At 42.5% G+C, this 24,381-nt stretch carries 22 protein-coding genes, 4 pseudogenes and 1 other annotated feature; of the genes and pseudogenes, 15 read left to right on the forward strand and 11 right to left on the reverse strand.

Features of this window, described 5'->3' with window-relative positions; genetic code table 11:
• The 3 genes and pseudogenes from FTT70_RS12485 to adeS all read left to right on the forward strand — a co-directional run.
• Positions 1-129, forward strand: a pseudogene (locus tag FTT70_RS12485) (IS1 family transposase); the annotation flags it as partial.
• A gap of 245 nt (positions 130-374) precedes the next feature.
• Positions 375-1,103, forward strand: coding sequence for an efflux system response regulator transcription factor AdeR (adeR, locus tag FTT70_RS12490; protein ID WP_180168685.1), 729 nt, complete (start codon positions 375-377; stop codon positions 1,101-1,103).
• On the forward strand, positions 1,093-2,199 hold the full coding sequence (adeS, locus tag FTT70_RS12495) for a two-component sensor histidine kinase AdeS (RefSeq protein ID WP_032073131.1): 1,107 nt from the start codon (positions 1,093-1,095) through the stop codon (positions 2,197-2,199). Before adeR ends, adeS begins: the two co-directional genes overlap by 11 nt.
• Before the next feature lie 103 nt (positions 2,200-2,302).
• Here adeS and FTT70_RS12500 read toward each other — a convergent pair whose 3' ends face one another.
• The 3 genes from FTT70_RS12500 to FTT70_RS12510 form a co-directional block, all read right to left on the reverse strand.
• A complete protein-coding gene (locus FTT70_RS12500) occupies positions 2,303-3,817 on the reverse strand; it encodes an MFS transporter (protein ID WP_032073148.1) in 1,515 nt (504 codons plus the stop codon).
• A gap of 113 nt (positions 3,818-3,930) precedes the next feature.
• Positions 3,931-7,035 (reverse strand): multidrug efflux RND transporter permease subunit, encoded by a 3,105-nt coding sequence (locus tag FTT70_RS12505; protein ID WP_270915313.1) that lies wholly within the window; start codon positions 7,033-7,035, stop codon positions 3,931-3,933.
• Positions 7,032-8,195, reverse strand: a complete 1,164-nt coding sequence (locus FTT70_RS12510) for an efflux RND transporter periplasmic adaptor subunit (protein ID WP_032073150.1) — start codon at positions 8,193-8,195, stop codon at positions 7,032-7,034. The genes FTT70_RS12505 and FTT70_RS12510 overlap by 4 nt, the downstream gene beginning before the upstream one ends.
• A gap of 426 nt (positions 8,196-8,621) precedes the next feature.
• On the opposite strand from FTT70_RS12510, the gene FTT70_RS12515 reads away from it, so the two are divergent.
• Positions 8,622-9,218, forward strand: coding sequence for a LysE family translocator (locus tag FTT70_RS12515; RefSeq protein ID WP_074163998.1), 597 nt, complete (start codon positions 8,622-8,624; stop codon positions 9,216-9,218).
• A 27-nt stretch (positions 9,219-9,245) separates the two neighbouring features.
• Here FTT70_RS12515 and FTT70_RS12520 read toward each other — a convergent pair whose 3' ends face one another.
• From FTT70_RS12520 to FTT70_RS12530, 3 genes are all read right to left on the reverse strand, one after another.
• Positions 9,246-10,064: an AraC family transcriptional regulator gene (locus tag FTT70_RS12520; RefSeq protein ID WP_032073151.1), complete on the reverse strand. Its 819-nt coding sequence runs from the start codon at positions 10,062-10,064 to the stop codon at positions 9,246-9,248.
• 130 nt (positions 10,065-10,194) lie between these two features.
• A complete protein-coding gene (locus FTT70_RS12525) occupies positions 10,195-10,476 on the reverse strand; it encodes an addiction module antidote protein (RefSeq protein ID WP_000985610.1) in 282 nt (93 codons plus the stop codon).
• Entirely contained in the window at positions 10,477-10,779 is a 303-nt protein-coding gene (locus tag FTT70_RS12530; RefSeq protein WP_154320144.1) for a type II toxin-antitoxin system RelE/ParE family toxin, read from the reverse strand. It abuts the gene before it with no gap.
• Positions 10,780-11,028: 249 nt separating this feature from the next.
• Between FTT70_RS12530 and FTT70_RS12535 the strand changes: the two genes are divergently transcribed.
• Both FTT70_RS12535 and FTT70_RS12540 read left to right on the forward strand, forming a co-directional pair.
• The gene (locus FTT70_RS12535; protein WP_004976362.1) at positions 11,029-11,238 is read left to right on the forward strand and encodes a hypothetical protein; all 210 of its coding nucleotides are present in this window, start codon (positions 11,029-11,031) and stop codon (positions 11,236-11,238) included.
• A gap of 249 nt (positions 11,239-11,487) precedes the next feature.
• The gene (locus FTT70_RS12540) at positions 11,488-12,942 is read left to right on the forward strand and encodes a SulP family inorganic anion transporter (RefSeq protein ID WP_026438532.1); all 1,455 of its coding nucleotides are present in this window, start codon (positions 11,488-11,490) and stop codon (positions 12,940-12,942) included.
• A 110-nt stretch (positions 12,943-13,052) separates the two neighbouring features.
• On the opposite strand, the gene FTT70_RS12545 is transcribed toward FTT70_RS12540, so the two are convergent.
• A complete protein-coding gene (locus FTT70_RS12545) occupies positions 13,053-13,343 on the reverse strand; it encodes an addiction module antidote protein (protein ID WP_004969304.1) in 291 nt (96 codons plus the stop codon).
• 1 nt (position 13,344) lies between these two features.
• Positions 13,345-13,641 carry a type II toxin-antitoxin system RelE/ParE family toxin gene (locus FTT70_RS12550; protein WP_004647749.1) on the reverse strand — a complete coding sequence of 99 codons (297 nt, stop codon included), beginning with the start codon at positions 13,639-13,641 and terminating at the stop codon, positions 13,345-13,347.
• A gap of 216 nt (positions 13,642-13,857) precedes the next feature.
• Between FTT70_RS12550 and FTT70_RS13675 the strand changes: the two genes are divergently transcribed.
• Entirely contained in the window at positions 13,858-13,983 is a 126-nt protein-coding gene (locus tag FTT70_RS13675) for a hypothetical protein (RefSeq protein WP_004969301.1), read from the forward strand.
• A 93-nt stretch (positions 13,984-14,076) separates the two neighbouring features.
• Here FTT70_RS13675 and FTT70_RS12555 read toward each other — a convergent pair whose 3' ends face one another.
• Positions 14,077-15,159, reverse strand: a complete 1,083-nt coding sequence (locus FTT70_RS12555; protein ID WP_004969299.1) for a hypothetical protein — start codon at positions 15,157-15,159, stop codon at positions 14,077-14,079.
• Positions 15,160-15,327: 168 nt separating this feature from the next.
• Here FTT70_RS12555 and FTT70_RS12560 point away from each other — a divergent pair, with 168 nt between their 5' ends.
• The 6 genes and pseudogenes from FTT70_RS12560 to FTT70_RS12580 all read left to right on the forward strand — a co-directional run bounded on the left by FTT70_RS12560 (position 15,328) and on the right by FTT70_RS12580 (position 21,218).
• A complete protein-coding gene (locus FTT70_RS12560; RefSeq protein ID WP_179989167.1) occupies positions 15,328-16,653 on the forward strand; it encodes an ISNCY family transposase in 1,326 nt (441 codons plus the stop codon).
• A 466-nt stretch (positions 16,654-17,119) separates the two neighbouring features.
• Positions 17,120-17,686 (forward strand): recombinase family protein, encoded by a 567-nt coding sequence (locus tag FTT70_RS12565; protein ID WP_006581699.1) that lies wholly within the window; start codon positions 17,120-17,122, stop codon positions 17,684-17,686.
• 182 nt (positions 17,687-17,868) lie between these two features.
• A pseudogene (locus FTT70_RS12570) lies at positions 17,869-18,841 on the forward strand (IS3 family transposase).
• Positions 18,158-18,274 (forward strand) — a sequence feature (AL1L pseudoknot). It overlaps the preceding pseudogene by 117 nt.
• A 151-nt stretch (positions 18,842-18,992) precedes the next feature.
• On the forward strand, positions 18,993-20,207 hold the full coding sequence (floR, locus tag FTT70_RS12575) for a chloramphenicol/florfenicol efflux MFS transporter FloR (RefSeq protein ID WP_000214122.1): 1,215 nt from the start codon (positions 18,993-18,995) through the stop codon (positions 20,205-20,207).
• Between the two features lie 27 nt (positions 20,208-20,234).
• Positions 20,235-20,534 (forward strand): annotated as a pseudogene (locus FTT70_RS13745) (LysR family transcriptional regulator); the annotation flags it as partial.
• A gap of 3 nt (positions 20,535-20,537) precedes the next feature.
• A complete protein-coding gene (locus FTT70_RS12580; RefSeq protein ID WP_109354582.1) occupies positions 20,538-21,218 on the forward strand; it encodes a LysR family substrate-binding domain-containing protein in 681 nt (226 codons plus the stop codon).
• Positions 21,219-21,415: 197 nt separating this feature from the next.
• Here FTT70_RS12580 and FTT70_RS12585 read toward each other — a convergent pair.
• Positions 21,416-21,643 (reverse strand): annotated as a pseudogene (locus FTT70_RS12585) (IS4 family transposase); the annotation flags it as partial.
• A gap of 89 nt (positions 21,644-21,732) precedes the next feature.
• Between FTT70_RS12585 and sul2 the strand changes: the two are divergent.
• Together sul2 and FTT70_RS12595 are read left to right on the forward strand one after the other, a co-directional pair.
• Positions 21,733-22,548 (forward strand): sulfonamide-resistant dihydropteroate synthase Sul2, encoded by an 816-nt coding sequence (gene sul2 / locus FTT70_RS12590; protein ID WP_001043260.1) that lies wholly within the window; start codon positions 21,733-21,735, stop codon positions 22,546-22,548.
• A gap of 86 nt (positions 22,549-22,634) precedes the next feature.
• On the forward strand, positions 22,635-22,937 hold the full coding sequence (locus tag FTT70_RS12595) for a phosphoglucosamine mutase (protein WP_000251875.1): 303 nt from the start codon (positions 22,635-22,637) through the stop codon (positions 22,935-22,937).
• A 175-nt stretch (positions 22,938-23,112) separates the two neighbouring features.
• On the opposite strand, the gene FTT70_RS12605 is transcribed toward FTT70_RS12595, so the two are convergent.
• The coding region (locus FTT70_RS12605) for an IS91-like element ISVsa3 family transposase (protein ID WP_179989166.1) at positions 23,113-24,381 on the reverse strand (1,269 nt) is incomplete at its 5' end.

Raw genomic sequence — 24,381 nt, forward strand, 5'->3', positions numbered from 1 at the left:
AAAGTTTTACGTACTTTAACTGAATCAACCTATGAAATTCAGCCTCAGCAAAGTCATTATGAATCTCTCGAAGTAGATGAGTTCTGGAATTTTGTTGGAAATAAAAAGAATAAACAATGGCTTATTTTTGTTCAAAAGTCATATTTTACCTCGGAGAAACCGGACATTTTTATTTTGGAGTTACATCTCTGTTTCGTATAACAGCCATTATGTTAAATGAATGATAATTGACATTTTGTTCATTAATACTGATATGCAACGAATTTTATTATATGTCACCCCTCAATTACAAATATAAATGACTGCTCGTCTAATCATCTCCATTACACAATTAAATGTTAAAATGCATAGCTACTTCATCTAAGATAAAATATATGTATCCAAATCTACAGCACAGCTTCGAAAACAGCGTCATTCTCGTTGTAGAAGATGATTATGATATTGGTGACATTCTTGAAAAATACATAAAAAATGAAAACATGCAGGTCATCCGTGCATTGGATGGACAACAAGCTTTAGAGTGCCTAAAAGCCAACTCTATCGACCTGATTCTCCTTGATATTAAATTACCCAAACTAAATGGCTGGGAAATTCTACAAATCATCCGTCAAACAAGTCATTTACCTGTCATTATGCTGACTGCCTTAGATGATCAAGTGAATAAGATCATGGGGCTAAAAATGGGTGCTGATGACTTTATTATTAAGCCATTTAACCCAAACGAAGTGATTGTACGAATACAAGCCGTACTTAGACGAAGTACAAGCCAAAATATGGAAATAACTAATATTATTCGTTATAGAAATATTGAAATTAATCCAGATCATCATCAAGTTTACATTTCAAATGGTCAAAGAAATCAGTTGCTCAACCTTACGTTAACTGAGTATAAGATACTGTTTTTGATGGCAAAAACACCGAATAAAGTCTTTACACGTAATGAATTGATCCAAAACTGTATGCCTGAAAGTGATGCTTTAGATCGCACTGTAGATAGCCATATCAGCAAATTACGCAAAAAACTTGAAGAAAATGATGTAAATGGCTTATTAATCAATGTCCGTGGCGTGGGGTATCGCTTAGATCAAAATCATGAAATTTAACTTTTTTAAAAATTCTGTTGGAATTAACTTCCAGTTTATTATCATGATGAGCCTATTCAATTTAGGCATTACGCTGTTATCTTTCATGATTGGCTATTTTGTTTATAGCTGGGCGATAAAAATAGGTTTTCTAAATACACAAGTTATTAATTCAAATGAATTTTCAGTTACCTCCGTTGACTTTATCTGGCTGTTTTTAGTGCTATTAACAGGCTTTTTTCTTTCTACTATCCTCGCCTTTAAATATGGAAAACGCTATACACAGCCAATTAGTGATTTAGCAGATGTTATTCAACAAATTCAACAAGGCAATTTAGCACTCAGAATTAAACAGCCACATCATGATATTCCACATGAAATCAAGTCTCTTATTGAGAACTTCAATGAAATGGCAAACCAACTTGAAGTATCAGTTAAGAATTCAACTGTTTGGAATGCTGCAATTGCACATGAATTACGAACACCTGTGACAATATTACAAGGTCGCTTGCAAGGTATTGTCGATGGTATATTTATTGCCGATAAAGCTTTACACCTAAGCTTATTGAACCAAGTCGAAGGCTTATCTTACCTTGTGGAAGATTTACGGACACTGACACTTATTGAAAATAAACAATTACGATTAGAACTAGAAAAGACCAATTTAAAAAATAGTATTGAAAAATGTCTGCAGATGTTTAATGAACGGTTTCATGTTAAAGGTTTAACTATTGTTTTAAATTTGACGGATAAATTGGTTTGCGTTGATATAAGAAGGATGGAACAGGTCTTTATTGCATTGTTCTCTAACTTTCTAAGATATTCGAATGCTGGAAAAATAAATATTACATCTGTAACCACAGCAGAACATTGGGTATTGACGTTTGAAGATGAAGGTCCTGGTATTGATGAATCGCATCTTAAACACCTGTTCAAACCCTTCTATCGACTGGAAGACTCTAGATCATGTCTAGATGGCGGTACTGGATTAGGCTTGGCAGTGATTGATGCAATTATTGAAGCACACCAAGGTCATATTTATTATTCTAAATCCAAAAACTTAGGTGGCAGCTGTTTTACTATTCAACTAAATCGTAAGACATCAACTCATTTATAATGTGTTAAGTTCAGATTAATACGGCTTAATTTAAACCATAAATTTAAGATAAATTGATGTCTGAACTTAACCATTCTGTTTGATGATCCTCAAATAAATTTCATCACAATGAATTCTCATCTCGATATTTAGCTAGCATAAAAAATACCACAATGGAGAGTATCCCGATGATAATCCCTGCTGTTAATAATAAATTAACATGAGCTGAACTGAAGGCAATTTTACCTGCGTTAATCAATGCTGTACCTTGTTCAACGGGTAACTGGCTCGCCACTAAATAGGTATCACCAATCGAAAGTCTGGCTTTTTCTGCTAAAACAGCAGTTAAATCTGACGGCACTTGAAGATGACTGCCAAATATATAGGCCATGAAAACACCAAATAAAGTAATACCTAGTCCTGTACCCAGTTCATAACCTGTACTTTCAAGTGAACCTGCCGCACCGCCCTTTTCTGCAGGTACTGAGCCCATGATCGCAATGGATGAAGCTGTTAAACCAATACTCAGTGTTAATCCAATCGAAGCTAAAATAAAGGGAACGATGATTCCCGGATGATGAAAATCTGAATAACTCAAACTGACCAACGCAATTGCTGCCAATATTAATGACATGGTCGCAACCAGACGGAGTCCAAATTTATTGGATAAAAAACCAGCAATAGGCCCGCCAATAGCGGCCGCAACCATAATCGGAACCATAAAAAGACCGGCTTGCAGCGGTGTTAAACGAATGACATATTGCAGCTCCATTGCCAAAGTTAACTCAACCCCTGCCAAAGCGCCTGCAGCAACCATTGCCATAATAATGCCGGCTAAAATAGCAGGACGTGAAAATAGCGAAAGATCTAGCATCGGCTGAGGAGAATTCAGCTGTTTGCGTACAAATATGGTTAATAAGCCGATAGATAAAACGACCAAAGGCAAGACAATCAACAACGACTGTTTACCGCCTAAGCCTGCTTTTAGTGCATATACAAACGAAATCAAACCGACAATCAGCAATAGCGCTTGACCAAATGCCCAATGTCCAGGGGTTATAGCTTCTTTTCGGGACAATAAGAAATAGCACATTGGTGCGACAACCAGCATGATTGGGACGTTAATCAGGAAAACTGAACCCCACCAGAAATATTCTAACAATCCCCCACCAATGAGCGGTCCAATGGCGGCACCGGCTGATCCGATTGTGCCCCAAATACCCAGCGCAATGGCACGTTCGCGACTGTCTTCGAAGGTTCTGCGAATAATACCCAATACACAGGGCATAATCATGGCACCGCCTAATGCTAATAAAGCACGTGCGGCAATCAGCATAGAAGCCGTTTGGGAAAATGCCGCAAGGACTGAGGCAATTCCAAATATAACCAAGCCAATCAGCAGAATCTTACGATTGCCGACACGATCAGCCAAAGTTCCCATCGGAACTAAAAGTCCAGCCATAAGTAATGGATAAATATCAATAATCCATAAGACTTGGTTACTTGTGGCACTCAGCGATTGGGTTAATGAGGGAACCGCAACATGCAGTACAGTCATATCAATCACAATCGGCAGAAATGCAAGCACGACAGCGAGCAATATCCACCAGCGTTTCGGATCAAGATTGGTAGCTTTCATGATTAAACCTATATTGATGGTTTATTAAATCAATTCTGAAATAAAGATGTAAATGAAAGATTTGTTGTGGGCTAAACTCGTTAACCCACAGCTTTTATTCTCAGTTTTGATGCTTAATGTGCCGCTTTACGTTTCGAGAATTTCTCAACCATGCTCATGACGACAATAAAGAAAATCGGTACAAAAATAACAGCTAGAATTGTTGCGCTGATCATGCCGCCAAAGACGCCTGTACCAATCGCTTTTTGAGTTTCAGAACTAGCGCCACTGGCAATGACTAAAGGAATAACGCCACAGGTAAATGCCAAAGATGTCATTAGGATTGGACGTAAGCGCAATTTAGCGGCTGCAACGGTTGCCTCCACTAAACCCATTCCTTCTTCTCTTAGTGCTTTTGCAAACTCAACAATCAAAATAGCATTCTTTGCAGATAGACCAATAATCGTGATCATGCCGACCTTAAAGAAAATATCATTTGGCATACCACGTAACATTACTGCTAAAAAGGCGCCAATCAACCCTAGAGGGACAACTAGCATCACAGAGAATGGAATTGACCAGCTTTCATAAAGCGCTGCCAAGACAAGGAAAACGACTAACATCGACAACAGTAATAAAAACAAGGTTTGTGATTCCGACTGTTTTTCTTCTAGAGAAATCCCAGTCCACTCATAACCCACACCTTTCGGAAGTTGTTCAATCAAATTTTCCATCTCAGTCATGGCTTGTCCTGAAGATATACCTGCTGCTGGACTGCCAGAAATACTCAATGATGGACGACCGTTGTAACGATTGTATTGTTGTGGGGAATGTTGCCAAATTGGAGTAATTATTTCAGACATTGAAACCAATTTACCGCTTTGACTGTTCACCTTAATCTGAAGAATATCTTCAATACTCATGCGTGATTTGGCATCAAGTTGCACAATGACTTGCTGCATACGGTCATGATTTGGAAAATCATTGATATACATCGAACCCATTGAGGTTGAAATAATATCGGTCACATCACTGAAATTAACACCTAATGCCTGCAATTTATCTCTATCAATTTTAAGCTGTACAGAACTGCCATCTGGCAAACCTTCAGGATAGACCTCCGCCACGATTTTACTTTGTGCTGCTAATGCTAAAAGCTGATCTTGTGCTTCTCTTAAAGCAGGCATGCCAATATTGCCACGATCTAATAATCTCAGTGAAAAACCAGATGAGTTACCCAATTCATCAATTGCTGGTGGTAACACAGACATGGTTTGACCTTCTGAACTTTCAGCCATCGCTATATTGGCATTATTCACGACTTCTTGTGCCGTAATAGTACGCTCTTCGAATGGCAATAGATTGGTAAAATACATCGCTGTATTCTGACCAGATCCACTAAAACCAAAACCTAAGACCGCCATATTGTCTTTAATCCCCGTTTCTTGGTCTAAATAATTTTGAAACTCAGCAACGACTTTACGGGTACGTTCTTGAGTTGCATCCGCAGGAAGTTGAATCGAAGTCATAAACCACCCCTGATCTTCTTCTGGCATAAACGCAGTCGGAACGTGTTTAAAACTAAAAATCAGCACAATGACAATGCCTAAGAAACATAACATTGCGAGGGTTTTATGTTTAATTACTTTAAATAAACTGCGTTCATAGCGATTGTTCAGCTTCTCAAAACTGCGATCAAACGATGCAAAAACACCCTTTTTCTGATGGTCTTGATCAATCGGTTTTAACATCGTTGCACATAACGCAGGGGTTAATGTCAGTGCAAGGAAAGCTGAGAATAAAATTGAAACCGACATGGTAATGGTGAACTGACGATAGATAATCCCCACTGAGCCTGACGCCAATGCCATCGGCAAGAATACAGCGGCTAACACTAAGGTGATGCCAATAATCGGATTGGTAATTTCCTTCATGGCTTTAGATGTGGCTTCAACTGGAGATAAGCCTTCTGTCGCCATAATGCGTTCAACATTCTCAATGACCACAATCGCATCATCGACAATAATCCCGATCGCAAGCACCATACCGAACATGGTCAGCACATTAATCGAAAAACCAGCAAGCAGCATGACTGAGAATGTGCCAAGCAATGCAATCGGTGCAACAATCGCCGGAATTAAGGTGTATCGAACATTGTGTAAAAAGATAAACATGACAATAAAAACTAATGCCATAGCTTCAAGCAATGTCATGATTACTTTTTCAATCGAGATTTTTACAAAAGGTGCAGTGTCGTAAGGTATAGAGAATTTCATACCATCAGGCAGTGCTGAACCTAACTGTTCAATTTTCGCTTTAACACCTTCTGCAGTCTTGACAGCGTTGGCACCAGGACTCATTTGTATCGCCACAGCTGTAGAGGCTTTGCCATTTTCTAAAATCGCAAAGTTATACATCTGTGCCCCGATTTCGACACGAGCGACATCCGACAGTCGAACATTGGCGCCATTTTGTTGAGCACGTAAACTAATTTTCTTGAATTGCTCTACAGTTTCTAATTGACCTTGAGCAGTTAAAGGAATAGTAATTTGTTGCCCCGTCAAAGCAGGAACATCACCAATACGACCTGGTGATATCGGCAAGTTTTGGTTTTGGATGGCTGTATTCACATCTTGAATACTCAATCCATAAGAAACCAAACGATCTGGATCGACCCAAATCCGCATGGCTTTTTCAGCACCAAAATTTTGGACTTTACCAACACCGTCAACCCGCTTTAATTCTTCAATCACATAGCGAGTCATATAGTCACTGACATCAATTTCACTATATTTGCCATTCGGTGAACTTAAGCCCACCATCATTAAAAAACCAGACGACGCAGCATCGACCATCAGCCCTTGTTGTCGCACTGTTTGAGGTAAGCGTGACTCAATGGCTTTAATTTTGTTTTGCACATCAATTTGTGCAAGTTCTACATCTGTACCTGGTTTAAATGTTGCGGTGATTGTTGCTGTTCCAGAACTATCTGAACTTGAACTGTAATAAAGTAAGTTTTTGACACCTGACATTTCCCGCTCAATCAAGGTCACAACACTATCATTCAATGTTTTTGGCGTAGCACCTGGATAGATTGCCGTAATACTAATCTGTGGTGGCGCAACACTTGGGAATCGTGCAATAGGTAACTTGGGGATGCTTAGTACACCCAACAGAATAATAAATAAAGCAATCACCCATGCAAAAATAGGACGCCTAATGAAAAATTGGGACATTATTGCTGTCCTCCATTTTCCTTAATATTTGTAGGTTGCCACTGCTTAATTTTTAATTTTTGCTCAGGCTGTATACGATCAGCCCCTTCAACAATGACTTTCTCACCTGCTTGTAACCCTTGTTTGATCACATAGTTATTTTGATAACGTTGACCAAGCTGAACAGGCTTGCTTTGCGCTAAACCTTTTTGATTAACAATCGTAACATTGGCTTTACCACTAATATCATGTTGAATCGCTTGTTCTGGAACTAGGAGCGCATTTTCAACTTGAGCTCGGCTCATATTGACTCGAACATACATGCCTGGCAAAAGTTTTTGATTTTCATTATTGGCTAAAATACGGATTGTGACATCACCCGTATCAGGATCAACTTTAGTATCCGAAAATAGGATTTCACCTGTAACGTTATAAGGTTTACCCTGACTATTTAGGATTTCAACCGTATGTTTGGTATTTGACACGTCACCTTGCTGTAAAGCTTCCTGTAGTTTTTCATAATCACTAATTGATTGCTTTACATCAACATAGACTTTATTAATCTGTTGTATTACGGCCATTGCATTAGTATCACCTTGACCAACTAATGCACCCTCAGTCACTAAGATTTCACCAATCGTTCCCGAGATAGGGGCTGTAACAGTCGCATATTTAAGATTAAGTTGTTGTCTGCTTAACATGGCTTGCATTTGCGCCACATCGGCTTTTGCTTTTTGATAATCTGCTTCGGTATTGTTGTATTCCTGCTGACTAACCGCATTTACTTTTACTAATTCAGTGTAGCGTTTTAACAGCACCTGCAAACGTGTCACCTCAGCTTGTGCACGGTTTAAAGTGGCTTGATTGCTTTTTACATCTGCCTGAAATATTTCAGAATTCAATTTAAAAAGCGGTTGACCTGCTTGCACATAAGAGCCTTGCTTAAAAAGTACTTTATCAACAATTCCACCTACTTGCGGGCGAATTTCAGCAATACGGTAAGCGACAACACGGCCTGGAAGATTTTCAATTAAATTCATGGAATGCGGTAATACCGTGATGGTACTGACAACCGCTGGTGGCATTTCTGTTGGGGACTGTTCAGCATCTTTGGCTTGTGTACAGCCGATTAAAAGTACAGTTGTAATAAGTATTGAACCTATTAAATGATAATGTGTTGACATGCTTTTTCAGAGGGGGGGTTTTAGATACTACTATTTTGAAATAGCAGTGTTTATGAATTGCTGATGTTGTGTGGAGATTGTGTGGAGATTGTGTGGAGAGATTAAAAGATTTATTTTTTAATGACACGCTTAAACAGCGTGGCTTGTAAATTAGTATAAATAATTTTGTTGTTCTACAATTTTGATCGTATCTTAGTTTTTTCTCATAGTTCATGAACTTTAAAATTCTAAACCAAGACTAATATTTATATAAGCAATTGAAAATACAATACATAGTTTCTTTATACACTTATGAAGTGAACTTTAGGTGAACATAAGTTAAATAGAAATTTTTAATTAGTTCAGCACAAACGTACAATCTTTAAGGCCTATAACTCGATACCGTTCTCTCTTTGATGTTTATTGCTATCTAATTGAGTGAACTCTGTGGAAATATTTCTTTATACATTAAGCGTTATGTATAGCCCAGGCCCTGTAAATTTTATGGGGCTAAATTCTGGCCTTACAGGTCAATTAAAAAAGACTATAGGATTTTACCTAGGCATTGGTTTCGCCATGTTGATCTTATTCGTATTGTTTGGCTATATAGGTGAAGCTGTTATTCCACATGGATTGATTCATTATATTGCTTTAGCGGGTGCAATTTATACATTCTACTTGGCTATAAAAATGATTAGGGCGAATGTAGAAACAACTCAACAGCAAGAAAGCCATCTAACATTCTTAAATGGCTTATTTATTCAGTTATTAAATCCAAAAGCCATTCTCGTCATTCTACCTGTTACGACAATTATGTACCCTGCAGCCAAAATCACAGGAATCATGATCTTGATAGTTTCTTTACTGATTTCACTTGGTGCTGTTGGCGCACCATTCACCTATGCTCTGGTTGGAAAAGTATTAGGCAACAAAATTGCTAATCCTATCTGGTTTAATCGGCTAAATAAGCTGATGGGTATACTCTTGATTTTATCAGGGCTTTTTATGTTCAAAGATTTTCTTAATGGAATAAATCTGCTGTAGGACAAATTAGCCGTTCAAATCGAACGGCTATCTTTTAATATTTATCATTTTCCATTGAGTGGGAGTTAAACCAAATGTTTTTATAAAATGTCTGGTCATATGACTCTGATCAAAAAAGCCTGCATTTAAAGCAGCATTAACAATAGACTCCCCTTGAGCAAGGTAGAACTTAACTGTTTCTAAGCGACGCATGATCATATAACGGTGTGGGCTAGTTCCAAATAATAATCGGAAATCACGAGAAAGGCTCCAGCGGTCACGATCAGCATGTTTCTCTAAATCTGACAAACTTAAGTTTTCATGTGGATACGCCAAAATACACTCACGCGCTCTCTCTGCTGCCTTGTAGTCAAATTTTTTGTTTTGGTTAGATGAAGTATCTGAAATTTCACACAGTGTAGTTGCCAAATCAAATAGAGCATCTTCCTCTTCTAGGGTATCCATATAATTATTTATATTATTTAGAAAGCTATCCATTGCCCTAAACAGGCGAATATCATTACTTAAGCCATGTCTGATAAAAGGCAAAGGTTTACCCTTTAAAATGGTTTGGATCATCGCTGGTTCGATGTAAATCATTCTATAGCGATAGCCATCTAATGTTCCTGATTCACCATCATGCTTTTCATCCGGGTGTAGAACCATAGTCATGCCTGGCAAGCTATGTTGCAATGTACCTTTGTAATGAAAGTTTTGAACTCCGGAAAGAGTCCTGCCAATAGCATAAGTATCATGTCGGTGAGGTTTATAAGCATAATTGGAAAGAAATGCTTCAATTCTTTCTAATTTATGATTTTGAGTGGGGGATCTCACAATCCAATTATTTCCACTGGAGAAATCAGGCATAATTGATGGCCAATTTTTCGTAGATTCTATTGTAGATTATTTTTCACTTTTCCTAAAATTAACATAATACACGTTATACGAAGTTGAAATGAAAAATGGAGCTTAAAGCTCCCTTTTTTACTAGTTTTTTTTAAATTGCTAAGCGTAAATTCAGTGCTTTTACGACTTTAATAACAGTATCAAAGCTTGGATTTACATCGCCAGAAAGTGCTTTATAAAGACTTTCTCGACCTAAACCAGTGTCTCTTGATAATTGAGCCATTCCTTTAGCTTTAGCAATATTACCTAAAGCTTTTGCAATGAATGCCGCATCACCATTAGATTCATCGATACAGGCTTGTAGGTAAGCTTGCATATCTTCTTCTGTTTTAAGATGTTCAGCACTGTCCCATTTGCGAAGTTTGATAGCCATTTACAGCTCCTCCTCTAAATCTTGTGCTAATTGTAGGGCAAGTTTTATATCTTTACTTTGCGTAGACTTGTCTCCGCCTGCTAAAAGAATAACGACCCTTTGCCCTTGCTTACAGTAATAGATCCTGTAGCCAGGTCCAAAGAAGAAACGTAATTCAGAAACACCTTCACCTACTGGTTCAGTATCTCCAAAGTTTCCATCTTCAACCCGATCAATTCGGACTTGTATACGTCTTTTTGCCTGCAGGTCTTTTAACTTAGTAAACCAGTCATCAAAGACTTCAGTGGTATATATTGAGTACATAAGAGTAATGTATCCTATAGGATACATTCATGCAAGAAATAAACTTGAATGTATGGGGCTACAACAGAATTTCGTATAACCACCATTATGTTAAATAGATAGCAGTTGGGAGATTATTTATTCTTTCAATAGACAAAAACTTGCGGAATTTTTCTTAATTTGTAATCCTTGCGGCCAAGGGTGTCTAGCGTAGCTAAGACAGGTATTCGTTATAGTCGGGCCGCTATAATACGGATGACGAGTGCCTGTATGTTTAACCTAAATATCTTTAACAAGATCTCTAGCGAAGTATTGACCATCAAAAATGATCTTGAGCTGAATTCTGAAAATCAACTGATAACTAAGTATAAGACTTCTACTTCTGAAGATTATAAACAGGCTATTGTTTTGATTTTTAAAGAACGTGGCTATACACGTTTGGAAATAGGTCAATTACTTGGGGAGCCAAAAGCTTCATAAAATACCGATTAAACAAAGCTTGGATATAACATCCAGGCTTTATAAAAAAGTACCTAGCTGTTACCCTTGTCCTGATTTTTTTACTCTAAAACGTTCTTTCATCTTATGACACTTACGCCACCTTAAGTTTATTTATCGTCTTAAATCTGTAAATAACTCATCACTGTCTAGTGATGTGGTGTAGTCGTTTGTGTGTTGTATATATCACATCACTAGCCTATCTGAAAAATTAAAAAACAGGCTATGTTTATGTTATCTAATGTCCGAGAACAGTGGTTCTCTAACATCCGTGGGGATGTACTTGCCGGATTAGTCGTCGGTCTTGCACTCATCCCTGAAGCCATCGCATTTTCAATTATTGCAGGTGTAGATCCTAAAGTTGGTCTATACGCATCCTTCTGTATTGCCGTCGTGATTTCTTTCGTAGGTGGTCGTCCTGCCATGATTTCAGCAGCCACTGGTGCAATGGCGCTGCTTATGGTCACATTGGTCAAAGAGCATGGGCTTGAATATCTGCTGGCAGCAACAATTTTGACAGGCGTGATTCAAATATTGGCAGGCTATTTAAAGCTCGCCAAGTTAATGCGGTTTGTATCTAAATCTGTGGTTATTGGATTCGTAAATGCGTTAGCGATCTTAATTTTCATGGCTCAATTGCCTGAACTGATTAATGTGACCTGGCATGTATATGCTTTTGTTGCTTTAGGTTTAGCAATTATTTATCTATTCCCTCTGGTTCCCAAATTAGGAAAATTACTCCCTTCTCCACTAGTCTGCATCATTGCAATCACATTATTGGCAATCGCTTTAGGAATTGATGTACGGACCGTGGGCGATATGGGGTCTTTACCTGACACACTTCCAATGTTCTTGATTCCAGATATTCCTTTGAATATTGAAACATTGATGATTATTTTGCCTTATTCAGTCGCACTGGCGGCTGTAGGTTTACTTGAATCGATGATGACAGCAACTATCGTGGATGAAATGACTGATACGCCAAGTGATAAATATCAGGAATGTAAGGGACAAGGGATTGCGAATATTGCTTCTGGCTTTATGGGTGGCATGGCCGGTTGTGCAATGATTGGTCAATCTATGATTAACGTAAAATCAGGTGGCCTTACACGCTTATCAACATTCTCTGCGGGCATTTTTCTTCTTATTCTGGTTGTATTTATCAGCGACTGGCTCAAAGTGATTCCAATGGCTGCATTGGTAGCGGTAATGATAATGGTCTCTATCAGTACCTTTGAATGGAGTTCTGTCACTCAGTTAAAAGATAATCCTAAGAGTAGTAATATCGTCATGATTGCGACGGTGATTGTAGTTGTTGCTACGCATAACCTGGCTTTGGGTGTGTTAACAGGCGTATTACTTTCAGCCTTGTTCCTGGCGAATAAACTTGAAAATGATATCCAGGTGACAGCATCTTTTGAAGGAATGGCCCGTTTATATGAGTTGAGAGGTCAGATCTTCTTTAGTTCTTCTGAAAAATTCATGCAAGGTTTTGACTTTAAAGAGGATGTAAAGGAGGTGATTATTGATTTGACCCATTCTCACATTTGGGATGTAACATCAGTCGCCATGCTTGATTCTGTTGTAAATAAATTTCAAAAGAATGGTGCGAATGTCACAGTACGTGGTCTAAATGAAGCCAGTTCGATCATGATTGATAAGTATGGGACACATGCCAGAATTTAAGTTTTAAAAATTCTATATTTATATAGAATTTCTAAAATTAACATAATACACCTTATACGAATCTAAAAATGGGAGCCTTTAGCTCCCATTTTTACTATATTTTTAAAGTTTTAAGCGTGTTGTACTGTGAGTTTTAAGCCTAAAGCATTTACTACACGATTAATCGTATCAAAACGTGGTGCTGAATCCTGACGTAGGGCTTTGTAGAGTGCTTCACGCCCAATCCCTGCTTCTTTAGCGATTTGAGTCATGCCACGAGCTTTAGCAATAACACCAAGTGCATGGGCTAATTCAGCTGGATCATTTTCTTCAAGAACCATATTGAGATACATCACAATGTCTTCTTCAGTTTTGAGCGACTCAGCCATATCAAAACTTGGTAAATCAGCGACTTTAACCATTTTAATCCTCCAATGTTTTCGATAGTTTGACTGCCCGATCGATGTCTTGTTGTTGAGTTGATTTATCTCCACCACCAAGCATTACAATCACAACGTCACCATGTTGGATGTAATACATCCTCCATCCAGAACCGAAGAATTCTCTCATTTCCCAAACGCCATCTTGGAGAGGTTTAATGTCTCCCCAGTTTCCACGTTGAACCTTATCTAATCGACGATTCAGGCGGATACGGGTCATATTGTCTTTAATGCCATCCAACCATTCATCAAATTCTGGAAGACGTTTAATTTCAATCATGAGGATTCCTTATCTTCTCACTATATTGTATTCGATCGAATACAATATGCAAGTAATTTATACGAACATCCATTAATTTCGTATAACACCATTATGTTAAATACATAATTTTTTTGGTTAAAATTTAAACTTTTTTACTGTTTTTCAGGCAAGATGCATATTTTTTTGAAGCCATACTTTCCTTGTCAGATGTTCAAACATTTTAAGGAGAAAGCAATGACACAAACAGCGAATGATCAACGTGCTACAGTAAAAAATCCTAATAATATTCAACATGCGCAGAATCAGGACAACCGTAGCCGACAATTGAATCCTAATCATAAACCTACGAAATCTAAATAAGGATGAAAACTATGAGCACAGCAGGTTGGCCTAGTACTACTGGAAATCCATCAGGTGGTGGCCGAGACAATAATCCACCTCGTAAATAAAAATTTATTTATCTTGTAATATCAATTCAGAAGGCCAAAGATATTGGCCTTCTGAAGGATATTTCTTCAGGAAGGCTTCCCATATCACGATAAAATCTTCTGATGTAGCTAACGTAGAAACGCTGGCTGTTTTTTGAAAATGTTTATAATAAAAGTCTTGCCAAAAATATATTAACCATAGGCCAGCTATGGCATTAATACTTTCAAACCACTTATCTTCTGGAAGTTCATTTTTCAGGAATAAATAATTCTCTTCTGAGACTTGTTCATAAATTTCATCATTTTTAAACTCACCATAAGGTAGACCTAGGAACTCATAGACTTCATTCAAGTAGCATAGTCTTCTGTTTTCTCTAACTTTTTTAATTAGTTGTATAAATTCTTTAATTTGTTCATCTTCGAGAGAAGGATCTAACCATTGCTCAAAACCATTAGTTGGAGGAATAGTCTTCAGAATCTCGACTTTATGTCCTTTTGTTGCTTCAAACTTTGCATTTATCTTTAAGATAAATAAAAGAAAATCTGTAAAAGTTTTTGATGGGAAGTATGGTCGTTTATTTTTAAACTTAAACTTTAATGCTTGGTTTAGTGAGATTGATTGGAATCCCCACTTCTTAGAAATTAAATGATCTAAGTGAATTAAAATTAGCAGTATATTGACGCCAGAATTTCTAAGCATCTCATGACTAATAATATTCTTTAAATCACCGTTAAAGCTAAAGTTATTTACCAGAAAATCATGTAGTTTGCAGACATCTTCATATAAAAAATTATTTTTTTCTAATTCTGAAAATAGCTTTATATGCTCATTCCAATAAAAAAAATCGTTATTCTTAATTGGATATAGTTCTAAGATTTTTAAGCAGTATGCAAAATTATAGTTTTCTTCATCTACAGCTAAAGAAGTTGCTGAATTAAGTACGAAAAACCCCATTTCTGAAGCAAATTCGGATTTAATTTTAACTTTAGCTATTTCATCATTTTTAAATGGAACATTAGTATATTTTTTCTCAATTTTACCTAGTTTCTTAGCCAGGTTTTTATCCATATTTTTCAATATTAAACAGTAGAATTCTAAAGGATTCATGGATGCCCTAATTTTTTAAAAAATCTAAAATTAACATAATACACCTTATACGAAATGCGTTTGTAACTCCAAAATAGAAATGTCCGGTTTCTCCAAAGTAAAAATGTCCGCTTTTAGAATATGCGCTTTTGCGATTATCGAAGCGGACGGTTTGATATGTTGGTGTCTATGTCGGATAAAGAACTTAAACGATTGTCGGTCGTGCAGGAAATCTGCGATCAACGCATAACTCAATCCCAGGCTGCTCAGCTACTTCATATTTCAGAACGTCAGATCAGGCGTTTACTGCAAAAATACAAAGCTCAAGGCCCAGCTGCATTAGCCCATGCCGGTCGTGGTCAAACCAGCAATTCCAGGCTTCCTGAAGAACTCAGGCTCAAGTGCCTCAATATGGTTGCTGAGCAATTCCATGGTTTCGGACCCACTTTAGCGCATGAAAAGCTGACTACCATTCATGGATTCGATATTTCAGTGGAAACCCTGCGTTCCTGGATGATTGCAGCCGATTTATGGATTCCTCGCTCCAAACGCCTGAAACGCCCATATCAGCCTCGTTATAACCGGGACTGTTATGGTGAACTGATCCAAATTGATGGCTCACATCATGACTGGTTTGAAGGAAGAGCCCCTAAATGCTGTCTATTGGTGTTTATCGATGACGCCACAGGAAAATTGCAGCACTTACGCTTCTGTGAGTCAGAATCAGCCTTTGACTATATGATTTCAACACGTTTGTATGTTGAGCAGCATGGTAAGCCTTTAGCCTTCTACAGCGATAAACATTCAGTCTTCAGGGTGAATCAAAGCAGCAAGAAAGACACCAAGATTACGCAATTTGGGCGCGTACTCAGCACCCTGAATATCGATATTATCTTCGCTAATTCACCACAGGCCAAAGGCCGTGTAGAACGAGCCAATAGAACGCTTCAGGACCGTCTGATCAAAGAAATGCGCCTGGAAGGCATCTGTTCGATTGAACAAGCGAATGCCTGGCTACCCTGCTTCATTGAGCAATTCAATCAGAAGTTTGCCAAGATGGCCTTTAATCCCAAGGATCTACACCGGACTGTCACTGAAACAGCCGAAGAATTAGATGATATTTTTACCTGGCGTGAACCCCGCAGAGTCACGAATAGCCTGACGATTACTTATGATAAATGCGTATATCTCCTGGAAAACACGGAAGAAAACCAAAGATTGATTAGTAAGTATCTTGAGTTCCTGGAATACCCGGATGGTACAGTCGCGATTGAATATCAGGGAAGAAAAATCAATTACAGCATCTTCGATAAATTAAGTCAGCTTAACCAGCGAGAGATTGTTGAGAATAAACGTTTAGGTGCAGTTCTCAATCATATTCAACAACAGCATGAAGAATTGGAACAGCAAAACAAACGTAATCGTTCTCAATCTATGCCAAGCAGACGTGCACAGAAGACAGTAATCAAAGAACGAAATCTGAATCCTGTGCTTGACTTGGAAATGTCTGTATAGGACATTTCTATTTGGTTTTAAGGTAGGACATTACTACTTAGGAATAACAGCGTTATAATTCTCTATAGAAATCAATGCTGTAGTTTCTAGTTGATAGCCCATCTTCCCCAAGGTGGGCTTTTTTTATGATTTTTCACGTTCCACGCTTATTATTTAATCAAAAGACCTCTTGCGAAAGTATAGTTTATCTAATTTTTGAATTGGCTAAAACCTCATAAAATATAGCTTTTGGCTGCTTAAAATTTGACTAACGCAAGAATTCTAAAGTTTCTCAACTTTGATTAGCTCAAATAAATACCATTTCTCTTTTTCTAGGTCTCTTTAAATCACGAATTATGTAACTATAGAGTATAGCCTAACGGAACAAAATAAAGTCTTAAAAAGCAACTCAAAAACCGTATTTATAGACTTAATATTTAATTTCGGTACAATATGTATTTAATTATCTAAACTCTAACGGTACAGAATGCCTAATCAGGTCGGATATATTCGAGTCAGTTCAACTGAACAAAATACTGAACGTCAATTAGATGGAATCAGCCTGGATAAGACCTTTACTGAAAAGGCAAGCGGTGGTAGCCGTGAACGTCCTCAGTTAAATGCAATGCTCGACTATCTGCGTGAAGGTGATACGGTGCATGTTCATAGTATTGATCGTCTGGCACGTAATACAAATGATCTGAACGAAATTGTGAATAGTCTGAATGATCGTGGTATAACCATTATTTTTCATAAAGAGAATTTGACCTTCAGTCATGATGTAGCACAATCGGCAATAAATAAACTCATGTTTCAGATGCTTGCTGCATTTGCAGAGTTTGAACGCTCCATGATCCGTGAGCGTCAAAAGGAAGGAATTGCAAAAGCCAAAGCGAAGGGCTTATATAAGGGAAGAAAGCGGAAGGTTGACTATGTTGAAATACGAAAAGCAATGGCTGAAGAAAATTCAACATTTAGAGGTGTTGCAGAAAAGTTTAAAGTAGGGATAGCAACAGTACAAAGAGCTTTAAAAGAAGAAACTAATAATCAATAAGGTTGATTAATGAAGACGCTTAGATATTCAAATTTAGAAAAGATCATGACCATTTATACTGAAATTTCTACTTATATTACATTTCATAATGCGACTGGTTTAACAGATATAAATAAATCAATGGAAGATTTTTGAACCGTACCGGGTTTGTCGGAGACCAAGCTTTCTGAGAGAATGTCCCGATGAAAAAAGTAAAATATACCCCTGAAATCAGAGAAAGAGCGGTTCAATTATTGATTGAATCCGAGAAAGATTATCCATCGAATTGGGCTGCGATCACCGCTATTGCTCCCTGAGCAGTATACTGCGCAAGGGTTGTACTCCTGAAACACTACGTGTTTGGTATCAAAAATATTTAGATAAACAAAATCCAGTTAAAGTACAGCAGCTTTCAGACCAAGAACGTATCAAACAACTCGAACGCGAAAATAAAGAACTGCAACGCGCCAATGAAATTCTACGTAAAGCAGCCGCTTTTTTCGCCCAGGCGGAGCTCGACCGCCCACACAAATAATGGTGGATTTTATCCATAATAATAAAGAGCTGTACGGAGTCGAGGCGATTTGTAGAATTTTACCGATCGCACCTTCAACCTATTACCGGACTCTAGATCTCTGTGAAAATCCAGAACATCGAGCAAAGCGAGATTTACATGACTTGCATCATGCTGAGGAGATTAAACGAATTTGGAAGGAAAGTTCAGGTCGGTATGGTGTACGTAAAGTCTGGCAAAAACTGAAACGTGAAGGCTATATTATTGCGCGCTGTACTGTTGCTCGATTAATGCAAAAGCTAGGTATAAAAGGTGTTTGGCGTGGTAAGAACAAACAAACCACCCGTAGCCGAGATGATCAAAAACGAGCGGATGACTTGGTAAAACGTAATTTTACTGCTGATCATCCTGACCAACTGTGGGTGAGTGACTTTACGTATATTCAAACAAATTCAGGCTGGGTTTATACTGCATTTATTATTGATGTGTTCTCACGAGCAATTGTTGGATGGAAAGTATCGACACGGATGAATACAGATATGGTGCTCGATGCATTGGAGCAAGCATTTAGGGCGGCAGAGGGGGCTGGAACGCTGAGTGCGCCCATGCCGCATTGCAAAGCAAAAGATAATCGGATAAAATGTAGCAATTCATATTCGTAAGCGTGGAGTAATCAGATGGGAAATTCCAAGTCAGCAGACAAGTAAGCCGCAACAACCAGTATTGTTGTTGCGGCGCTCTGTAAGGCTAGTCTCATCTGATTGCTGACGAGCAGACGTCGCCCGGTATTCCTTAATCGAGGGTTGATTCGTCATGACCACCACACGCCCCGCGTGGGCCTATACGCTGCCGGCAGCACTGCTGCTGATGGCTCCTTTCGACATCCTCGCTTCACTGGCGATGGATATTTATCTCCCTGTCGTTCCAGCGATGCCCGGCATCCTGAACACGACGCCCGCTATGATCCAACTCACGTTGAGCCTCTATATGGTGATGCTCGGCGTGGGCCAGGTGATTTTTGGTCCGCTCTCAGACAGAATCGGGCGACGGCCAATTCTACTTGCGGGCGCAACGGCTTTCGTCATTGCGTCTCTGGGAGCAGCTTGGTCTTCAACTGCACCGGCCTTTGTCGCTTTCCGTCTACTTCAAGCAGTGGGCGCGTCGGCCATGCTGGTGGCGACGTTCGCGACGGTTCGCGACGTTTATGCCAACCGTCCTGAGGGTGTCGTCATCTACGGCCTTTTCAGTTCGATGCTGGCGTTCGTGCCTGCGCTCGGCCCTATCGCCGGAGTATTGATCGGCGAGTTCTTGGGATGGCAGGCGATATTCATTACTTTGGCTATACTGGCGATGCTCGCACTCCTAAATGCGGGTTTCAGGTGGCACGAAACCCGCCCTCTGGATCAAGTCAAGACGCGCCGATCTGTCTTGCCGATCTTCGCGAGTCCGGCTTTTTGGGTTTACACTGTCGGCTTTAGCGCCGGTATGGGCACCTACTTCGTCTTCTTCTCGACGGCTCCCCGTGTGCTCATAGGCCAAGCGGAATATTCCGAGATCGGATTCAGCTTTGCCTTCGCCACTGTCGCGCTTGTAATGATCGTGACAACCCGTTTCGCGAAGTCCTTTGTCGCCAGATGGGGCATCGCAGGATGCGTGGCGCGTGGGATGGCGTTGCTTGTTTGCGGAGCGGTCCTGTTGGGGATCGGCGAACTTTACGGCTCGCCGTCATTCCTCACCTTCATCCTACCGATGTGGGTTGTCGCGGTCGGTATTGTCTTCACGGTGTCCGTTACCGCGAACGGCGCTTTGGCAGAGTTCGACGACATCGCGGGATCAGCGGTCGCGTTCTACTTCTGCGTTCAAAGCCTGATAGTCAGCATTGTCGGGACATTGGCGGTGGCACTTTTAAACGGTGACACAGCGTGGCCCGTGATCTGTTACGCCACGGCGATGGCGGTACTGGTTTCGTTGGGGCTGGTGCTCCTTCGGCTCCGTGGGGCTGCCACCGAGAAGTCGCCAGTCGTCTAACCGACGACTGGTAGCAGGCCCGCTCCGATGCGGCGCACTAACCATCGAAACCTCGTGAATGTCGGTATCCTGTCTGGCAGGATACCGCTCATTTCCCTTGTTCAGTTCATCGCCGTCGCCGAGCATCTGAATTTTCGGCATGCGGCCAAGGCACTTGGTATCAGCCAGTCGAGCGTCAGCGCGCGTGTGAAAGCGCTGGAGGATAACCTTGGTGTCCTGCTATTTGAGCGCCATGCGCGGGGCGTTCGGCTAACAGACGCAGGCAGGCACTTCATGGAGCGTGTCACGGCGGGTGTCGATCAACTCGATCACGCAGTGAAGACCGCAGGCATGACAGCTCAAGGAGAATACGGCCGGCTTCGCATCGGCATCCATGCCTTAATCCCACGCAGCTTTCTCACGGAGCTGATCCGTCATTATCGGGAAGAACATACGGGCATTGAGGTTGAGATCACCGAAGGCACAGCCCGCGATGCGGTGATGCAGCTTCGTGCTGACCAGCTCGACGTGGTGTTCGTCGCGGGCAAGCCCGAGATGCCCGACTGCCATACCCGACCGATCTGGACCGAACCGCTGGTGGCCGTGCTATCGGATGGGCATCGCCTCGCCGGGCAGTCCGCAATCACTTGGTCCGATCTGGTCGGCGAGACTTTCATTGTTCGCTATGGTGGCACCGGCCCGCAGGTCCATGACCATATCGTGCTGCGCCTTGCCGGGCGTTGGCCCGCACCGTCGATCCGGCGCTTTGATGTGGGGCGCGACACGCTGCTATCTATGGTCGGACAAGGCTTCGGCATCACTATCGTCGGCGAGGCAACGTCATTGTTGCCGACGACCGGCATCGTCTTCCTGCCCTTCCTCGATGAACCGGAGCCGGTTGCCTTTACAGCCGTCTGGTCGCCGTTCAATCGCAACTCCGCACTGAAAAATCTACTCAACCTCGCAGGCAAAATGAAGCGTGACGGCGATTCGCCCAATCGTTTCCTGGATGGCACTCGACCGGCACGATAACGGCACAGGCGATCCATCCTATTTGCCGCCGATAGTATCCGGCAGCCCTCCGGCATCCTCTTTCCTGTTGCCCGTCCCGATTTTGCCTACTCTCTGATCGGCTCCGTCTCTTTTGCCGACTGGAGCCTGCATTGCGCGGAGGCCGAATCCTTTGGGGTCAGATCGCCGTAGTCATCACCATCGTTCTGGTGATGACACTGAGAAATTTGACGATAATCAAAATACTGACCTGCAAAGAAGCGCTGCATACGTCGATAAAATGATTGTGGTAAACACTTGATGGGCAAGGCTTTAGATGCAGAAGAAAGATTACATGTTTGCTTTAAAATAATCACAAGCATGATGAGCGCAAAGCACTTTAAATGTGACTTGTTCCATTTTAGAGATTTGTTTAAGATAAGATATAACTCATTGAGATGTGTCATAGTATTCGTCGTTAGAAAACAATTATTGTGACATTATTTCAATGAGTTATCTATTTTTGTCGTGTACAGAGATTATTATAGAAGCCCCCATGAATAAATCGCTCATCATTTTCGGCATCGTCAACATAACCTCGGACAGTTTCTCCGATGGAGGCCGGTATCTGGCGCCAGACGCAGCCATTGCGCAGGCGCGTAAGCTGATGGCCGAGGGGGCAGATGTGATCGACCTCGGTCCGGCATCCAGCAATCCCGACGCCGCGCCTGTTTCGTCCGACACAGAAATCGCGCGTATCGCGCCGGTGCTGGACGCGCTCAAGGCAGATGGCATTCCCGTCTCGCTCGACAGTTATCAACCCGCGACGCAAGCCTATGCCTTGTCGCGTGGTGTGGCCTATCTCAATGATATTCGCGGTTTTCCAGACGCTGCGTTCTATCCGCAATTGGCGAAATCATCTGCCAAACTCGTCGTTATGCATTCGGTGCAAGACGGGCAGGCAGATCGGCGCGAGGCACCCGCTGGCGACATCATGGATCACATTGCGGCGTTCTTTGACGCGCGCATCGCGGCGCTGACGGGTGCCGGTATCAAACGCAACCGCCTTGTCCTTGATCCCGGCATGGGGTTTTTTCTGGGGGCTGCTCCCGAAACCTCGCTCTCGGTGCTGGCGCGGTTCGATGAATTGCGGCTGCGCTTCGATTTGCCGGTGCTTCTGTCTGTTTCGCGCAAATCCTTTCTGCGCGCGCTCACAGGCCGTGGTCCGGGGGATGTCGGGGCCGCGACACTCGCTGCAGAGCTTGCCGCCGCCGCAGGTGGAGCTGACTTCATCCGCACACACGAGCCGCGCCCCTTGCGCGACGGGCTGGCGGTATTGGCGGCGCTGAAAGAAACCGCAAGAATTCGTTAACTGCACATTCGGGATATTTCTCTATATTCGCGGTTCAGCAGGCATGTCCCCTTTGAGGGCGACCCGACGACAGGATAATCGACCTTATGGTGCGCAAATATTTCGGCACAGACGGTATTCGTGGCAAAGCCAACGAAGGCGCGATGACGGCGGAAACCGCCTTGCGCGTCGGCATGGCGGCTGGCCGTGTCTTTCGTCGCGGTGACCACCGCCATCGTGTCGTGATCGGCAAGGATACGCGCCTGTCGGGCTATATGCTTGAACCCGCGCTCACAGCCGGTTTCACCTCGATGGGCATGGACGTATTCCTTTTTGGCCCGCTGCCGACAACGTATAGGAAGAATAAACGCCCTTTTCACCCAAGTCCAACAGCTTTGGACCGCAGTTGACTCTTTCGACACCCCTGCGATGCAACCCAATCCGGCTGACGGGGAGCCAGCAACGCTGAAAATTTACCCTCCTCTTTCCCACTAGCGGCTCCTTTTCCGACAACCAGCACGGCGGATCCCTGCCGCGGCGCTGTGAACGCAGCATTTTGATTGGTATCGTTGGCCTTCAGGCTCGTCAGTCAAACAGACCCAGGAGCAGCTCAGCCGGTGGCGCCCGGCTTTCGGGTAACGCCCTGGTCCCGCTGGTTTCGGCTTTGTGCTTCAGGTGATCAAGGATCTGCTTGATCACTATAGGGTCTTCAATGCAGGCGATGACTTTCATGGCGCCGCCGCAGCCGCTGCAGGTCTCGATGTCGATATTGAAAACACGCTTGAGCCGTTGCGCCCATGTCATCGACGCTCGCCGTTGTGCTGGTGTTGCCGGTTCATCAGCCACCCTGACCTTGTTGCCCCTGCCCCGTTTTGCCGGCGTGACCAACGCCCGGTGCCGACTGTTGGGTGCGAACACCCCGTGGAAGCGGGTTAGGTTGACTCTGGGCTTCGGTACCAGGGCGGCCAGCCTTGCAATGAAATCCAATGGTTCGAAAATGACGTGCGTGGTGCCGTCCCGGTACGGCGTCTTGAGCTGGTAGCGCACGTTGCCGCCTCGTGTTAACGACAGCCGCTTCTCGGATACCGCCGGGCGGCTGATGTACCGGCACAGCCGTTCGAGCTTCTTGCGTTCATCGGCCCTGGCCGCCACGCCGGCGTGCAGGCTGGACCCGGCTACCTTGCCAATCCCGTCACCGAACGGATCACCACTGGTCGGCAGAGTTTGCAAAGTGAACACCTTTCGCCCCGCCTGTGAACCGACAGCGATACGGTAAGTGATCGAGTGCCCCAGCAGGGGTGTCATCGGGTCGTCATCCACCGCATCCGAGGCCAGATAGCTGTTTTCGACATCCCGTTCCAGCAGGCCTTGCCGTTCCAGATAGCGACCCACCCGGTGGGCGATGGTGTGCGTCAGCTGGGTGAGCTCTGGGCTGGTCGGCGCCTTGACCCAGCGGAAACGCGCTGAGCCGTGGGATTGCTCGACATACACACCGTCGAGAAACAGCATGTGGAAGTGAACATTCAGATTGAGCGCCGATCCAAAACGCTGGATCAGGGTGACCGCGCCCGTCTTGGCCACTTGGTGGGTATGGCCCGCTTTCTTGACCAGGTGCGTGGCAATGACGCGGTAAACGATGCCCAGCACCCACCCCATGATCTCGGGCCGGCTGGCAAACAGGAAACGCAGCTGAAACGGGAAGCTCAACACCCACTGACGCATGGGTTGTTCAGGCAGTACTTCATCAACCAGCAAGGCGGCACTTTCGGCCATCCGCCGCGCCCCACAGCTCGGGCAGAAACCGCGACGCTTACAGCTGAAAGCGACCAGGTGCTCGGCGTGGCAAGACTCGCA

Origin of the sequence: Acinetobacter sp. YH01003, assembly GCF_013420525.1 — a bacterium.
Lineage (GTDB): Bacteria > Pseudomonadota > Gammaproteobacteria > Pseudomonadales > Moraxellaceae > Acinetobacter > Acinetobacter towneri.

Bases quoted from the DNA above. Each gene is read 5' to 3' on its own strand.
- FTT70_RS12565 (WP_006581699.1), top strand. From the start codon at position 17,120: ATGCCTAATCAGGTCGGATATATTCGAGTCAGTTCAACTGAACAAAAT.
- FTT70_RS12520 (WP_032073151.1), bottom strand. From the start codon at position 10,064: ATGCCTGATTTCTCCAGTGGAAATAATTGGATTGTGAGATCCCCCACT.
- adeS (WP_032073131.1), top strand. From the start codon at position 1,093: ATGAAATTTAACTTTTTTAAAAATTCTGTTGGAATTAACTTCCAGTTT.
- FTT70_RS12580 (WP_109354582.1), top strand. From the start codon at position 20,538: ATGACAGCTCAAGGAGAATACGGCCGGCTTCGCATCGGCATCCATGCC.
- floR (WP_000214122.1), top strand. From the start codon at position 18,993: ATGACCACCACACGCCCCGCGTGGGCCTATACGCTGCCGGCAGCACTG.
- FTT70_RS12550 (WP_004647749.1), bottom strand. From the start codon at position 13,641: ATGATTGAAATTAAACGTCTTCCAGAATTTGATGAATGGTTGGATGGC.
- FTT70_RS12535 (WP_004976362.1), top strand. From the start codon at position 11,029: ATGTTTAACCTAAATATCTTTAACAAGATCTCTAGCGAAGTATTGACC.
- FTT70_RS12525 (WP_000985610.1), bottom strand. From the start codon at position 10,476: ATGGCTATCAAACTTCGCAAATGGGACAGTGCTGAACATCTTAAAACA.
- FTT70_RS12500 (WP_032073148.1), bottom strand. From the start codon at position 3,817: ATGAAAGCTACCAATCTTGATCCGAAACGCTGGTGGATATTGCTCGCT.
- FTT70_RS13675 (WP_004969301.1), top strand. From the start codon at position 13,858: ATGACACAAACAGCGAATGATCAACGTGCTACAGTAAAAAATCCTAAT.
- FTT70_RS12555 (WP_004969299.1), bottom strand. From the start codon at position 15,159: ATGAATCCTTTAGAATTCTACTGTTTAATATTGAAAAATATGGATAAA.
- FTT70_RS12540 (WP_026438532.1), top strand. From the start codon at position 11,488: ATGTTATCTAATGTCCGAGAACAGTGGTTCTCTAACATCCGTGGGGAT.
- FTT70_RS12560 (WP_179989167.1), top strand. From the start codon at position 15,328: ATGTCGGATAAAGAACTTAAACGATTGTCGGTCGTGCAGGAAATCTGC.
- adeR (WP_180168685.1), top strand. From the start codon at position 375: ATGTATCCAAATCTACAGCACAGCTTCGAAAACAGCGTCATTCTCGTT.
- FTT70_RS12530 (WP_154320144.1), bottom strand. From the start codon at position 10,779: ATGTACTCAATATATACCACTGAAGTCTTTGATGACTGGTTTACTAAG.
- FTT70_RS12510 (WP_032073150.1), bottom strand. From the start codon at position 8,195: ATGTCAACACATTATCATTTAATAGGTTCAATACTTATTACAACTGTA.
- FTT70_RS12545 (WP_004969304.1), bottom strand. From the start codon at position 13,343: ATGGTTAAAGTCGCTGATTTACCAAGTTTTGATATGGCTGAGTCGCTC.
- FTT70_RS12595 (WP_000251875.1), top strand. From the start codon at position 22,635: ATGGTGCGCAAATATTTCGGCACAGACGGTATTCGTGGCAAAGCCAAC.
- sul2 (WP_001043260.1), top strand. From the start codon at position 21,733: ATGAATAAATCGCTCATCATTTTCGGCATCGTCAACATAACCTCGGAC.